This window comes from Luteibacter pinisoli, from assembly GCF_006385595.1.
In the GTDB taxonomy this organism is placed as follows: Bacteria; Pseudomonadota; Gammaproteobacteria; order Xanthomonadales; family Rhodanobacteraceae; genus Luteibacter; species Luteibacter pinisoli.
Map to the genome: position 1 here is coordinate 4,334,826 of NZ_CP041046.1, position 15,175 is coordinate 4,350,000.

The following is a 15,175-nucleotide window of genomic DNA, read 5'->3' on the forward strand; positions in this document are numbered from 1 at the left end:
GTGTCGCAGGCCGGATGTCCGTATCCGCCTGCGACTTTTCTTGTTTTAACGAGGCTGTTTGACGCGTCGCCGGACTTAGAAGTCGTAGCGGGCGGTGAAGCGGACGACGCGCGGGTCGGTGTAGTTCAGCTCACGCAGGTACAGCGGGCTCGGCGTGGTCCGGCTCGATGCATAGCGGAAGTTGTACGTCGTCGGGCGCTGCTTGTTCAGCACGTTCAGCACGTCCACCTGGAAGGTGAGGTGGCGATCGAACCACGACGGGGTATAGGCCGCGTTGAGGTTGACGAGGTAGGTCCACGGGGCCGAGCCGTGCGAACCGCGCGGCGAGAACTCGTAACCCTGCTGGCCCGGCAGGCCGCAGAACCAGTAGAACGAGCCGTTGTACAGGCCGCGGTCGGCGGTCGGGTAGAAGCTCGTGCAGTTCTTCGGGCGACCCGACGAGATGTTGGCATTGATACCGAAGCGCAGGTCATCGCTGAGCTGGTAGTAGCCGAACATCTTGATCTGGTGCGTGCGATCGTTCGGCAGGCGGCCGTTGGCACCGACCATCAGCTGCGGCAGATCCCAGTCCTGGGTCACCGAGACGTCGGCCTGGCCACCGTTACCGGTATCCAGGTCGGAGGCCAGCTGGCCTTCCGTGTTGCCGTAGCTGCGCGACCACGTGTAGTCGATGCGGCCGTACCACTTGTCGGCGAACGGATGCTCCAGGTACAGGTCCAGGGCGTAGTACTTACGCTTCAGGCTACCCAGGCCCAGCTCGTCCTTCGAGTAGTGGCGCTCAACGAACGAACCGTCATCCTGCAACTGCAGGAACGTGTTGCCCGTACCCGGGTTGAACAGGAAGCAGGCGCCGCCCAGTGCCGGGGTGCAGGTATCGTCGATCGCGCTGCGCAGCTGGCGCCAGGTGGCCTTCGCACCCCAGTTCCAGTTGGGCGAGAGCGCATGGTCGAAGCCGGCGATGTACTCGTCCTGGTAATGCGACTTCAGGCCCTTGGCGGCGACCGTACGCGGATCCGGAGCGGTACCGCACTCCAGGTTGGCGGAGGTGGCGTTCGAACCGTTACAGGTGTAGCCAGCCGCCTGGTTCACCGGCACGGACGCCAGGCCCGTCGGGTTACCGTTCGCATCCACGCCCGTGTAGGTGAAGTACTCGGTCGTGTTGAGCGAGCCGGACGCGGCGCGCACGGCCACGTTGTTCGGCATGGCCAGGTGGTAACGGCCGGCGTTGGCGTACACCTTCAGGGTGGAATCGCCGAACACGTCCCACGACACACCCAGGCGCGGGGCGAGCTGGTGGCGCTGCTTCGCATACACCTGGTTGGCGCCGTTGTAGTTCTTGAACTGCTCGTTGCGCAGGCCGGCGTAGATCATCCAGCGGTCGGACGCCTGCCAGTGGTCTTCGAGGTACTGCGATTCCTGCACCGTCTTCACCTTCGCCGAGGTGGTGGTGTAGGACTTGATCACGTAGTAACCCTGGTTGCCCAGGCCACCGGCGGCCGCCGGCGAACCCACGCCATGGCCGGCATCGATCGCACCGGCGGGATCGTTCTGCTGGCTGTACGTCCAGCTGAAGCCACCCGGCAGCGAGGTACCGGTGAAGGACTTGGCTTCCTGGCGATCGGCACCCGCACGGATGTCGTGGTCGCCCAGGCGGTACTCGACGTCGAAGCGCCAGCCGTCGGTCTTGTCTTCCGCACCCGGCACGCGCACGGCGGTCGAGGTGGTCTGGCAGCTGCCGTAGTTGATGCCCGGGGCGCGCGAGGCGGCCGTGGAGATCACGACGAGCGGGCAGTTCGGGTCATAGCCGAACGGCGACTGCACGTGGTCGAGGCGCTGCTGGCCGTACAGGGCCGACACCGTCAGTGCATCGGTGATGTAGCCGGTGTACTTGCCGACGTACAGGTCACCGCCGTCCTTCTGGTACACGCCGCCGTTCTGCGTATCGCCATGGGCCAGGTCAGCGTAGCTGAAGCCGTAGGTCTTCGAGTCGTACTCGGTCTTGTCGGAGACGCCGGTCAGCTCGAGGTGATGGTCGTCGGTGATGTTCCAGTCGATCTTCGCCAACCAGCGGGGGATCTTGTACTTGTATTCGTTCCAGCCGTTGCGGCCGACGCTGGCCGAGGTGATCGCACCCGCGGTGGTGCTGGTGGCGATGCCTTCACCTTCGCGGCGGTTCATTTCCGCATCGACGTAGAAGAACAGGGTGTCCTTGATCAGCGGGCCGCTGGCGTACGCGCCGACCGTGGAGCGCCAGTAGTTGTTGCGCTTCTGGTACTGGTAAAGCGTGCCGTCGGTGGCCGGGTAGAAACCGGTATCCGGATAGCTCGAGTTGCGCGGGCTGGCGCGCGTGCCCTGCGGTTCCCAGATGGTGTAGACGCCACCGTGCCACTCGTTGGTACCGCGCTTGGTCACGATGTTGATGACGCCGCCGGTGGAGCGGCCGAATTCAGCGCCGTAACCACCGGTAAGCACCTGCTGCTGGTCGATCGCGTCGAACGGCAGCTGGGTGAGGCCGATGGAGGTCAGCGGATTGGTGACCGCATAACCGTTGATGAAGTACGCGTTTTCCGAGGACGCCGAACCGCCGAAGCTCGGCACCGGGTTGCCCAGGGCGTCCTTGTACGACGAGTTGCCGATGACGCCCGGGGCCAGCAGCGCGGCAGCCAGCACGTCACGGGTGATCGGCAGCTTGTTGAGCTGCTCGGCCGTGAGCACGGTGCGCGTATCCACCGAGGAGACGTCGATCGACGGCAGCGCCGTCGCGGTCACCGACACGCCTTCCAGCGTGCTGGCCTGCGTCGCGGACGCGGCAGCGCCGAACGGGACCGAGGTGTTGTTCGAAATGGTGACGACCACGTTGTCACGCGAGCTCACCGCGGCGCCGTTGTTTTCCAGGGTCACCGTGTAGTTGCCCGGGGGCAGCGAGGTGACGCGGTAACGGCCGTCTTTTTCGACGGGCACGGAACGCGTGAAGCCCGTGGACGGGCTGCTGATCGTGACGGTGGTGCCCTGCTGGTTTTCGACCGAGCCGAAGATGCCACCGGTGGTATTGGACTGCGCGTGGGCCGCTCCCCCGGCCAGGCACAGGCCAAGGCCGACAGCAAGCGCGCTGCGGCGAAGCTGCTGGCGACCGTAATGCTTAACGTTCATCAATCTCTCCCCAAGTGATGCCGATATGTCGTGCGGCCCAAAAAAGGCGCGCATTTCCCTAGCCCGGCCTCATGGCCAGGTGCGTTAACGACGTGGTTATTCCCCTGCGACGCGGATCCCTCACCCGCGCTGCCACGCACATATACCGCAGCATTTTGCGATTCACAACGGGAAACTAACGGCTAAATGACGGGCGCCATACGCCCCGGCCGTGCGCCTAAACGGAAGATGAAGAATGTTTCATCTGATACATCAATGGGTTGGAACGGCGTAAGACATGACTTCCGGCACGGGAAAAAAACACGAACTAGGAAATTTTCTTACGAGGAAAAGCGGTCCAGGCCTTGGTGCAAGCCACTTTGGGCGGCCCTGAACAGTCCTACGAAAATTCTCAATCGAAAGGCCGTCGAAGGTATTTCCGTGTACACCGTAACGGCGCTCGCGCGTTTTTTCGCTGGAGACGCCGGGGGGCGGCTAATTCAAAAACAAGAGGTTTCATGGGCATGAACGACAATTCGAGGGGATCCATCCGGGCCGAAGCGGCCGGTGGCGGCTTCGAGACGGGGCGCGCCGGTAGCGACGTGCCCGCCTCCTCCTTCGCCAGCCGGGTTCGCCAGGTGATCAAGCTCAATGGCAGCGTGAGCGATATCGCCCGCCGTTGCGGCTTCTCTGAAGGCGTGGTGCGCAGCTGGCGGGATGGCAACACCGACCCGTCGCGTGGCCGCTGCGTCACGATGGCGAAGACGCTGGGCATTTCGCTGGTGTGGCTGGCCGCGGGCGAAGGCCCGATGGTGCTGGACGGCACCACCGACGATATCGGCGGCCGTGCGGAGCGGTCGGAAACGATTCGCGGCCACGACGACCACCTTGACGTCCAGGCGGCGCCGGCCAAGCTGGATCCGTCACGCCTGGCGGCGGCGATGAAGCTGCTGCAGTCGGATATCGAGATGGCAGGCAGCCGGTTCTCGCCGGTGCGCCACGCCGACCTGGTCGCCGAGATGTACGCGATCCTGGGCCGTTCGTCCGATGGCGACTACGCGGACCGCGTGATCGCCTTCCGCCGGACGGTCATGTCACGCATCACCGACGAACCGGGCGCCGCGGCAGCCTGATAGCAGCACCCGGCCGGCGAACCGGCCGGGGTGGCAAGGGCTTAGAGGCGTGAGATGTCGGCGATCGCGCCGAACGCCGACTTCAGCTGGGCCAGCAGGGCCAGGCGGTTGCCGCGTACGGCCGGGTCCTCGGCGTTCACCAGGACGTCGTCGAAGAAGCGATCCACCGGCGCCTGCAGCACCGCCAGGCGAGCGAGCGTGCCGGTGTAGTCGGCATGCGCCAGCAGGCCGCGCGTATCGGCCCGTGCCTCACCGAGTGCGGCATGCAGCTCGCGCTCGGCATCGAACTCGAAATAGGCCGGATCCACGTCCGCCGGAATCGGCGCGGCGTTGGCGTCCTCGGCCTGCTTGCGCAGGATGTTCGCCACGCGCTTGTTCGCGGCCGCCAGGCTCGCGGCCTCGCTGCGACGGGCGAATTCGCTCACCGCACGCAGGCGGCGGTCGAAATCCGGCAGGGTGGCCGGCGAGACGGCGAGCACCGACTCGAACTGGTCGACGCTGAAGCCCTGCTCCGTGTAGTAACCGCGCAGGCGATCAAGCACGAACGCATGCACTTCGTCGCCGAGTTCACGCCGGCGCGCGCCGATGTCGACGGTGGGCACGGTGCCGTCCTTGCCCGGCTTCACGCCGGCCACGAACGCGGCCTCGGGCACCATCTCGAAGGCTTCGGTCAGCGCGGCGCGCAGGTCGATGTCGATGCCACCCTCGATCAGGGTACGGGCCAGGCCCAGCGCCGCACGGCGCAGGGCGAACGGATCCTTGTTGCCGCTGGGCTTCATGCCCACGGCGAAGATGCCCGCCAGCGTGTCCAGGCGTTCGGCCACCGCCACCACCTGGCCGACCTTGCCGGCCGCGATGGCGTCGCCGCCGAAACGCGGCTGGTAGAAGCTGTCCAGCGCGTCGGCCACGTCGGCGTCGATGCCCTGGCGGGTGGCGTAGTAGCGGCCCATCACGCCCTGCAGCTCGGGGAACTCACCCACCATGCGGGTCAGCAGGTCGCACTTGGCCAGCGCCGCGGCGTGGGTGGCCTTGCCGGCATCCACGCCCACGCGGTTGGCCACGACGCGGGCCAGCTCGGCCACGCGCACGGTCTTGTCCCACAGGCTGCCCAGCGACTGCTGGTAGGTGACGTTCTTCAGGCCTTCCTGGAAGCTCGCCAGCGGCTCCTTCAGGTCGGCATCCCAGAAGAACTTGGCGTCGGCGAAGCGCGGGCGGATGACGCGCTCATAACCCTTGCGGATTTCGGCCGGGTCGCGGCTTTCGATGTTGGCCACGCCGATGAAGTGCTCGGTCAGCTCGCCATTGGCACCGAACACGGGCACGAACTTCTGGTTCGTCTCCATGGTGGTGACCAGGGCTTCCGGCGGCACGTCGAGGAAGGCGCGCTCGAAGGTGCAGGCGATGCCCACGGGCCATTCGGTGAGGTTGGCGATCTCGTTGAGCAGGTCGTCCGACAGGCGGGGCGTACCGCCCGTGGCCACGCGGGCCACTTCGCTGCGGACCCGCTCGCGGCGCTCGGCCGGATCGGCCAGCACATGCGCATGGCGCAGGGCGTCCAGCCACGCATCGGCGCTGGCCACGTGGATCGGGTGCGGATGGTGGAAGCGGTGGCCGAGGCTCTGGCGGCCGCTCTTCAGGCCGAGCACTTCGCCATCGACGATATCCGAGCCGTGCAGCATGAGCAGCGTGTGCGCCGGGCGCACGAACGATTCTTCACGGCTGCCCCAGCGCATGGCCTTGGGAATCGGCAGCGCCTTCAGGGCCTCGGTGACGATCTCCTGCAGCAACGCGGCCGTCGGCTGGCCGGCCTTCACGGCGCGGAAGACGAACCAGGCGCCCTTGTCGGTCTCCAGCTTCTCTAGCGCCGAGACGTCGACGCCGCAGGACTGCGCGAAACCCACCAGGGCTTTCGACGGCTCGCCGTCGGCGCCAATGCTGGCGTTCACGGCCGGGCCGCGGCGCTCCACGTTCTGTTCCGGCTGGGCCACGGCCACGCCGGGGATGTACACGGCGAGGCGGCGCGGCGACGCGTAGGTTTTCGCCTCGGCGTAGTCGCCGGCCACGCCACGCTTCTCCAGGCCCTCGACCACGCCGCGCGCGAACGCGCCGGCCAGGTCGTCGAGGGCCTTGGGCGGCAGTTCTTCGGTGCCGAGCTCGATGACGAGCGGCAGGCGCTTATCGGCCATGGACGGCCTCCTTGTCGTTCTTCAGGCCGGGGAAGCCCAGTTTCTCGCGCTGCGCGACATACGCCTCGGCCACGCTGCGGGCCAGGGTGCGCACACGCAGGATGTAGCGCTGGCGCTCGGTCACGCTGATGGCGCGGCGGGCGTCGAGCAGGTTGAACGCGTGGCTGGCCTTGCAGACCTGCTCGTACGCGGGCAACGGCAGGCCGGCGGCGATGAGCTTGCCGGCCTCGCCCTCGCACACATCGAACCAGTGCAGCAGTTCGGGCACGTTGGCGTATTCGAAGTTGTAGGTGCTCTGCTCCACCTCGTTCTGGTGGAACACATCGCCATAGGTAACCACGCCGTGCGGGGCATGCGTCCAGACGATGTCGTAGATGCTGTCGACGTTCTGCAGGTACATCACCAGGCGCTCGAGGCCATAGGTGATTTCCCCGGTGACCGGGCGGCACTCAAGGCCGCCGGCCTGCTGGAAGTAGGTGAACTGGGTGACTTCCATGCCGTTCAGCCACACTTCCCAGCCAAGGCCCCAGGCGCCAAGGGTCGGCGATTCCCAGTTGTCCTCGACGAAGCGCAGGTCGTGGACCAGCGGATCGATACCCAACGCCTTCAGGGAGCCGATGTACAGCTCCAGGATGTTGTCCGGGTTGGGTTTGAGAACGACCTGATACTGGTAGTAATGCTGCAGGCGGTTCGGGTTGTCGCCATAGCGACCATCCGTCGGCCGGCGGCACGGCTGCACGTAAGCGGCAGCCCACGGCTCCGGTCCGAGCGAGCGCAGGAAGGTGGCCGGGTGGAACGTACCCGCGCCGACCTCGGTGTCGAGCGGCTGCATGAGCACGCAGCCCTGCTCCGCCCAGTAGCGGTTCAGGGTCTGGATCACGTCTTGGAAGGTGGGCGCGGACATGGTTCCCGGGTCCTTGAGAAAGCGGGCTAGTATAGCGGCGTAGCCTATTTACAGGGTTGGAGCACATGGCAGTCAATCCGCAACACGCCGCCGTGCTGGGCCGTCGCGGCCGGCTCGAGCTGGAAGAGGTCCTGGCCTCCCTGGTGGTGGACGGTTATCTCACCGGCGATGATGCCAAGGGCATCCGCGGCGGGTCGCGCGCCGGCAAGAGCGCCATCGAGCTGCACCCGCTGGTGCTCATCGCCAACAGCAAGCTGGAAAACCGCCGCGAACCGGGCCGGCCGATCAGCCTTGAGATGCTCGTGGAGTGGCTGGCCGGGAAGGCGCAGCTGCCCTACCTGAAGATCGACCCGATGAAGGTCAACGTGGCCCAGGTCACCCAGGTGGTGAGCAGCGCCTATGCGCAACGCCATCGCATCCTGCCGGTCGCGGTGTCCCCCTCGGAGGTGACCTTCGCCAGCGCCGAACCCTTCGACGCCGGATGGGCGCAGGATCTCGGCCACATGCTGCGCAAGGACATCCGCCGGGTGGTGTCCAGCCCGCTCGACATCAACCGTTTCCTGCTTGAGTTCTACGGCGTGCAGCGCTCCATCCAGCTGGCCCAGGACGCGAAGGGCCAGGACGCGACGTCGGCAAAGATCATCAACTTCGAGCAGCTGCTCGAACTGGGCAAGGGTGGCGAGCTCGGCGCCGACGATCGCCACGTCGTGCACATCGTGGACTGGCTGCTGCAGTACGCGTTCGAGCAGCGTGCGTCGGATATCCATCTGGAGCCGCGCCGCGATGCCGGACAGATGCGCTTCCGCATCGATGGCGTGATGCAGAAGGTGTTCGAGTTGCCGCCGCCGGTGATGACGGCGGTGACCTCGCGCATCAAGATCCTCGCGCGCATGGACGTGGCCGAGAAGCGCCGTCCGCAGGATGGCCGCATCAAGACCCGCTCATCCGGCGGCCGCGAAGTCGAACTGCGTATCTCGACCATGCCCACCGCGTTCGGCGAGAAAGTGGTGATGCGTATTTTCGATCCCGACCTGGTGATGAAGGATTTCAGCCAGCTGGGTTTCGCACCGGAAGAAGATCGCATCTGGCGCTCGATGGTGGAGCGCCCGCACGGCATCGTGCTGGTCACCGGCCCCACCGGTTCGGGTAAGACCACCACGCTGTACTCCACGCTGAAGCACCTGGCGCGCCCGGAGATCAACGTGTGCACGGTGGAAGACCCGATTGAAATGGTCTCGCCGGAACTGAACCAGATGCAGGTGCAGCCGGCGATCGACCTGGACTTCGCCGCCGGCGTGCGCACCCTGCTCCGCCAGGATCCGGACATCATCATGGTGGGCGAGGTGCGCGACCTGGAAACCGCGCAGATGGCGGTGCAGGCCTCGCTGACCGGACACATGGTGCTGTCCACGCTGCATACCAACGATTCGCCCAGCGCGGTGACCCGCCTGCTCGACCTCGGCGTGCCGCATTACCTGATCCAGTCCACCCTGGCCGGCGTGGTCGCGCAGCGCCTCGTGCGCACGCTGTGCCCGCATTGCAAGGAGGCGACCACCCAGGACGCGGACGAATGGCGCGTGCTGACGCACGGCTGGGATGTCCCATTGCCCGAGCGCGTATTCAAGGCGGTGGGCTGCCTGGAATGCCGTAAAACAGGCTTCCTCGGCCGTACCGGTGTGTACGAGATGATGCCGCTGTCGCCACGCCTGCGCTCGCAGATCACGGCACAGCTGGACCTGGCAAAATTCAACGACGTGGCGCTTCGCGAAGGCATGAAGCCGCTACGCATTTCCGCCGCGGCCCAGGTGGCCGCGGGCCTCACCACGGTGCGCGAGGTACTCAACGTCCTGCCGCCCACCGATATCGATGACGTCGTCTGACCCATGAAGCCTGTTCTTATTGTCCGCACCGGCCGCGCGCCTGACGTCATCAGCGCACGCCATGGCGATTTCCCGCGCTGGTTCCAGCTGGGCCTGCGCCTGCGTTTGCCTCGCCTGCGCGTGGTCGACGTCGAGCATGGCGACGCGCTGCCGGATCCGGAGGAAGTCTCTGGCGTGATCCTTACCGGCTCCGCGTCGATGGTGACCGAGCGCCTGCCGTGGAGCGAGCGCACCGCGGGATGGATCCGCAATGCCATGGATGCGGATCTGCCGATGCTTGGCGTCTGCTACGGCCACCAGCTGATGTCCCACGCCCTCGGCGGGCGGGTGGATTACCTGCCCGGCGGCCGCGAGATGGGTACCGTGGCCCTCACGACGCATGCGTCGACCGCGGCGACGGATGCGCTGGGCAAGGCCTTGCCGACCACGTTCCATGCCCACGCGACGCACGAACAAAGCGTGCTCGAATTGCCCCGTGGCGCGGTATCCCTGGCCAGCTCCGCGCGCGATCCGCACCATCTCGTCCGCTATGGCGAGCATGCGATCAGCACGCAGTTCCATCCGGAGTTTTCCGCGGAAGTGATGCGCGCCTACATTCGCCGCAAGCACGACGTGCTTGCCAGTGAGGGCACGCCGCCCGCCGACCTGCTCGCGGCGGTGGTTGCGACGCCGCACGCGACGGGCCTGCTGCGGAACTTCGTGCGCACGCACCTGGGCGTGACGCGGCAGACCTCAGCCGCGTAGGCGACGCACGATGGCGCCGCGCGAGAAAAACGCGAACACGATGCCGAACAGAAAGCCGCCGATGTGGGTCCACCACACGACGGCGCCGTAGCTCGCGCCGGCGTAGCTAAAGAGCAGCTGCACCAGGGCCCAGATGCCGATGAGCAGGAACGCCGGCACGCGGACGAATTCCAGGTACAGGCCGAGCGGCACGACCAGCCCCAGGCGCGCGCGCGGGAACAGCGTGACGTAGGCGCCGACCACCGCGGACACCGCGCCGCTGCAGCCGATGATCGCGACCAATGCGCCGGTAAGCGAAATCGCGCCGATCAGGTTGGCCACGACGCCGCCGAGCAGGAACAGCAGGAGGAAGCGCGGCGAGCCCAGGCTACGTTCCGCCGGCAGGCTGAAGATCACCAGGAACAGCAGGTTGCTCAGCAGGTGCAGCCAGCCGCCGTGGATAAAGATCGCCGTGAACAGACGCAGCAGGGCCGGGTCGCTCACCTGCTGCCACAGCGGCAGGCCGGTACCGAAGAGGTGGGCCGGTACCGTGCCCCAGTGAAGCATGATGGCCATGCGCTCGGTGCGGCCGGCCAGCGCGAGGCCCACGAAGCTGACGACGCACACGACGACGATAAGCATCGTGGCCCAGCACAGCCGCGACCGGCGGCGCGTATCCACATGGACAAACATGCTCAGGGTACGCCGCGCGCGAGGTGCGGGCCGTCGGCTTCCAGCGACGACAGCGCGAACATGGTTTCCGGCCCGACCACGCCGTCGGCGGCGATGCCAAAGCGCTGCTGCAGGTTGCGCACCCGCGTCTCCATGCCCGCGTCGAACGCGACCGTGTCGGGCAGTTTGGTGCCGGCAGGTGCCAGATGCGACGCCAGCCAGTGCATGCCGTCGCCGGTAGCACCGCGGGACAGCTTGTTGGGCATCGCCGGGTCCACGCGGAAGACGGCATAGAACCGGCCCTTCCAGACGCGGTCGAACGCATCGCGGGTCAGCTCGACGTACTTGCCGCCGAGGTAAAGACGCACGGCCTCGTCGCCGGCGCCGACGAGCAGCACCTGCTGGTGTGCGTGGGCGTCGTCCAGCTCGAGCACCAGCGGGCGATCAAACCGGCGCAGCTGGTCGAGGGAACCGCGACCGCTCACGCAGGCAAAGCCGGGGAAGATCAGCGCGTCGCAGTTGATGGCGTTGGCGACCGTGGTCTCCTTGGACGTCACCTGCCATCGCGCCATCAGCTCACCCCAGACGCGAACCTGGCCGGTCTCCGGTGGTGGCAGGGCGTCCTGCAGTTTCGCCAGCGCCTGCTCGGGCGTGACCGCCACGAAACTCTTTGGCCGCGACGGGCTGTGGCCGGTAAGCACCCACACGGCGAACCCACCGACGAAGAACACGGCCAGCATGGCGCCAATCGCGAGGATCGGCTTCCGGTAACGGCGCAGCCAGTAACGGGCGTACTGTGGCAGCACTTCGCGGGCGACGAAGCCCAGCGCGCGCTCACCGATGTTCTGTTCGCCTCGCTCCGCCGCACGCTCGAGGGCGCGGTGGGCCAGCGCATTCAGGCGCTTGGGATTGCCCTTGCCGTCGTCGCGCAGGGAACGCAATCCGAGCCGGCTGAAGGGCATCTGCGCCGTGCCGGCCACGTGGAGGCGATGGCGCACGTAGCGCTCACTTTCGTCGGCGTTGAGCGGATTTAGCGGCAAGCGGCTGCGGACATGCGCACCCAGCGAGGGCGAGCCCGGGCCCGGGCCCGTCAGTCGTTCGCGCAAGGCCGGTAATCCGGCGAGCACGATGTGGAAGGGCGCACCGGCTTTGTCGGACGCGACGTAGAGGCGCTCGATCAGCGCGAGGTCGTCGTTACCCAGCTGCTCGGCATCATCGAGGATAAGCAGGAAGCGGTGGCTAACGTGATGGGCCAGGCGCCCAAGGCCCGCGGCCAGCCCGTCGACCAGATGGTCCGCCGTATTGGCTTCCGCGCTGAGCGGCAGCGGCAGTCCGAAGCCGGCATACATCGAACGCAACCAGGCCACCGTTTCGAGGGCGTAATCGCCCTTGCCGTGGCGCACGGCGCGCACGCCGTGCTGGGGTGCGTCGGCTTCGATGAGCATGCACAGCAGCGTCTTGCCGATCCCGGCTTCGCCGGTGATCAAGGTCGTGCTGTGATCGCTGGCACCGAGCTCGTATTCGACGTGCGCGAGGATCTCGCGTTCGCGTGCAAACAGGCACGCAAATCGCGGTTCCGGCGCCTCGGCAAATGGAGGCTCGCGCAGCCCAAAGGTCTGTAGATACATAGGCCTAGATTAGCTGAAGGCCGCGCATTGTAGGAGCGCGTGGATTTGCCGAATAGGATTTCGCCAAACCGCAGGCAAAAGAAAACCCGGTCTCAGATGAGACCGGGTTTCCGGGTGTAAGGCCCCTGGCGGTGACCTACTCTTGCATGGCTTGAGCCACACTACCATCGGCGCATGCGCGTTTCACTTCTGAGTTCGGGATGGGATCAGGTGGGACCACGCCGCTATAGCCGCCAGGGAAGGGGTGGGAGCAGCGCTTTTCGAGCGCCGGCTCCACAGAGGGTGTAAACGAGTGACAAGCGTCCGGGTTTTAGTCGAACAGCGAGTAAGAGATTAAGACGGTGAAGCGTCTTGGGGTTATATGGTCAAGCCTCACGGCTCATTAGTACACGTAAGCTCAATGCATTGCTGCACTTCCACACCGTGCCTATCAACCACCTAGTCTTGATGGTGCCTTAAGGAGAGTCTAGCTCTCGGGAGATCTCATCTTGAGGCGCGCTTCCCGCTTAGATGCTTTCAGCGGTTATCGCTTCCGTTCGTAGCTACCGGGCAATGCCATGGGCATGACAACCCGAACACCAGCGGAACGTCCACTCCGGTCCTCTCGTACTAGGAGCAGCCCCTCTCAAATCTCCAACGCCCACGACAGATAGGGACCGAACTGTCTCACGACGTTCTGAACCCAGCTCGCGTACCACTTTAAATGGCGAACAGCCATACCCTTGGGACCGGCTACAGCCCCAGGATGTGATGAGCCGACATCGAGGTGCCAAACACCGCCGTCGATATGAACTCTTGGGCGGTATCAGCCTGTTATCCCCGGAGTACCTTTTATCCGTTGAGCGATGGCCCTTCCATACAGAACCACCGGATCACTAAGACCTACTTTCGTACCTGCTTGATCCGTCGATCTCGCAGTCAAGCACGCTTATGCCTTTGCACACAGTGCGCGATGTCCGACCGCGCTGAGCGTACCTTCGTGCTCCTCCGTTACTCTTTGGGAGGAGACCGCCCCAGTCAAACTACCCACCATACACGGTCCCCGATCCGGATTACGGACCTAGGTTAGAACGTCAAGCACTTCAGGGTGGTATTTCAAGGATGGCTCCACCAGAACTAGCGTCCTGGTTTCATAGCCTCCCACCTATCCTACACAGAAGAACTCAACGTTCAGTGTAAAGCTATAGTAAAGGTTCACGGGGTCTTTCCGTCTTGCCGCGGGAACGCTGCATCTTCACAGCGATTTCAATTTCACTGAGTCTCGGGTGGAGACAGCGCCGCTGTCGTTACGCCATTCGTGCAGGTCGGAACTTACCCGACAAGGAATTTCGCTACCTTAGGACCGTTATAGTTACGGCCGCCGTTTACTGGGGCTTCGATCAAGAGCTTCGCCTTGCGGCTGACCCCATCAATTAACCTTCCAGCACCGGGCAGGCGTCACACCCTATACGTCCACTTTCGTGTTTGCAGAGTGCTGTGTTTTTGATAAACAGTCGCAGCGGCCAGGTTACTGCGACCCCTCGATGCTCAGTCACGCACGTGACCACACCAAGAGGCGCACCTTCTCCCGAAGTTACGGTGCCATTTTGCCTAGTTCCTTCACCCGAGTTCTCTCAAGCGCCTTGGGATTCTCACCCTGCCTACCAGTGTCGGTTTACGGTACGGTTTTTCTACAGCTGAAGCTTAGTGGCTTTTCCTGGAAGCGTGGTGTCAGTCACTTCGTCCTCATAGGACTCGTCTCGGTGCTCGGCATAGAGATTCCCGGATTTGCCTAAGAATCATGCCTACCGCCTTTCCCCAGGACAACCAACGCCTGGTAGACCTAACCTTCTCCGTCCCCACATCGCACTGTAGAAAAGTGCAGGAATATTAACCTGCTTCCCATCGACTACGCATTTCTGCCTCGCCTTAGGGGCCGACTCACCCTGCGCCGATGAACGTTGCGCGAGGAAACCTTGGGCTTTCGGCGGGGAGGCTTTTCACCCCCCTTATCGTTACTCATGTCAGCATTCGCACTTCCGATACCTCCAGCAGACTTTACAATCCACCTTCACAGGCCTACGGAACGCTCCTCTACCGCGTACAGATCAAAATCTGTACACCCCGAGCTTCGGTGCATAGCTTAGCCCCGTTAAATCTTCCGCGCAGACCGACTCGACCAGTGAGCTATTACGCTTTCTTTAAAGGGTGGCTGCTTCTAAGCCAACCTCCTGGCTGTCTATGCCTTTCCACATCGTTTTCCACTTAGCTATGACTTTGGGACCTTAGCTGCGGGTCTGGGTTGTTTCCCTTTTCACGACGGACGTTAGCACCCGCCGTGTGTCTCCCGTGTATCACGTGTTGGTATTCGGAGTTTGCCATGGTTTGGTAAGTCTCAATGACCCCCTAGCCATAACAGTGCTCTACCCCCAACAGTGTTCGCACGAGGCGCTACCTAAATAGCTTTCGAGGAGAACCAGCTATCTCCGAGTTTGTTTAGCCTTTCACTCCGATCCTCAACTCATCCCCATCTATTGCAACAGATGTGGGTTCGGTCCTCCAGTGCGTGTTACCGCACCTTCAACCTGGTCAAGGATAGATCACTCGGTTTCGGGTCTACTGCCAGAGACTATTCGCCCTATTCAGACTCGGTTTCCCTTCGCCTCCCCTATACGGTTAAGCTTGCCACTGACAGTAAGTCGCTGACCCATTATACAAAAGGTACGCAGTCACCCTTGCGGGCTTCCACTGCTTGTACGTATACGGTTTCAGGGTCTATTTCACTCCCCTCTCCGGGGTTCTTTTCGCCTTTCCCTCACGGTACTAGTTCGCTATCGGTCAGTCAGGAGTATTTAGCCTTGGAGGATGGTCCCCCCATGTTCAGACAGGGTTTCACGTGCCCCGCCTTACTCAATTTCATGCCATGCACCCTTTCGTCTAC

Annotated in this window: 8 protein-coding genes and 2 rRNA genes (1 of these 10 running past the window's edge); 3 read left to right on the forward strand and 7 right to left on the reverse strand. The window is 64.3% G+C overall.

What is annotated here, in order from left to right:
• Positions 1 to 75: 75 nt before the first annotated feature.
• Positions 76 to 3,150 carry a TonB-dependent receptor gene (locus FIV34_RS19635; protein WP_139985174.1) on the reverse strand — a complete coding sequence of 1,025 codons (3,075 nt, stop codon included), beginning with the start codon at positions 3,148 to 3,150 and terminating at the stop codon, positions 76 to 78.
• Positions 3,151 to 3,653: 503 nt separating this feature from the next.
• Here FIV34_RS19635 and FIV34_RS19640 point away from each other — a divergent pair.
• Entirely contained in the window at positions 3,654 to 4,262 is a 609-nt protein-coding gene (locus FIV34_RS19640) for a helix-turn-helix domain-containing protein (RefSeq protein ID WP_139985175.1), read from the forward strand.
• A 41-nt stretch (positions 4,263 to 4,303) separates the two neighbouring features.
• Here the strand turns inward: FIV34_RS19640 and glyS are convergent, their stop codons facing one another.
• Together glyS and glyQ are read right to left on the reverse strand one after the other, a co-directional pair.
• Positions 4,304 to 6,448: a glycine--tRNA ligase subunit beta gene (gene glyS, locus FIV34_RS19645; protein ID WP_139985176.1), complete on the reverse strand. Its 2,145-nt coding sequence runs from the start codon at positions 6,446 to 6,448 to the stop codon at positions 4,304 to 4,306.
• The gene (glyQ, locus tag FIV34_RS19650) at positions 6,438 to 7,352 is read right to left on the reverse strand and encodes a glycine--tRNA ligase subunit alpha (RefSeq protein WP_139985177.1); all 915 of its coding nucleotides are present in this window, start codon (positions 7,350 to 7,352) and stop codon (positions 6,438 to 6,440) included. Before glyQ ends, glyS begins: the two co-directional genes overlap by 11 nt.
• A gap of 65 nt (positions 7,353 to 7,417) precedes the next feature.
• Between glyQ and tfpB the strand changes: the two genes are divergently transcribed.
• Positions 7,418 to 9,232, forward strand: coding sequence for a type IV pilus assembly ATPase TfpB (gene tfpB, locus FIV34_RS19655; protein ID WP_139985178.1), 1,815 nt, complete (start codon positions 7,418 to 7,420; stop codon positions 9,230 to 9,232).
• 3 nt (positions 9,233 to 9,235) lie between these two features.
• On the forward strand, positions 9,236 to 9,976 hold the full coding sequence (locus FIV34_RS19660) for a glutamine amidotransferase (RefSeq protein ID WP_139985179.1): 741 nt from the start codon (positions 9,236 to 9,238) through the stop codon (positions 9,974 to 9,976).
• On the opposite strand, the gene FIV34_RS19665 is transcribed toward FIV34_RS19660, so the two are convergent.
• The 4 genes from FIV34_RS19665 to FIV34_RS19680 all read right to left on the reverse strand — a co-directional run.
• On the reverse strand, positions 9,965 to 10,648 hold the full coding sequence (locus FIV34_RS19665; RefSeq protein ID WP_139985180.1) for a rhomboid family intramembrane serine protease: 684 nt from the start codon (positions 10,646 to 10,648) through the stop codon (positions 9,965 to 9,967). The two genes, FIV34_RS19660 and FIV34_RS19665, sit on opposite strands and share 12 nt — an antisense overlap.
• 2 nt (positions 10,649 to 10,650) lie before the next feature.
• On the reverse strand, positions 10,651 to 12,255 hold the full coding sequence (locus FIV34_RS19670; RefSeq protein ID WP_139985181.1) for an ExeA family protein: 1,605 nt from the start codon (positions 12,253 to 12,255) through the stop codon (positions 10,651 to 10,653).
• Positions 12,256 to 12,378: 123 nt separating this feature from the next.
• Positions 12,379 to 12,493, reverse strand: a 5S ribosomal RNA gene (gene rrf, locus FIV34_RS19675).
• A 123-nt stretch (positions 12,494 to 12,616) separates the two neighbouring features.
• Positions 12,617 to 15,175 (reverse strand): 23S ribosomal RNA (locus FIV34_RS19680); it runs 326 nt beyond the window's last position.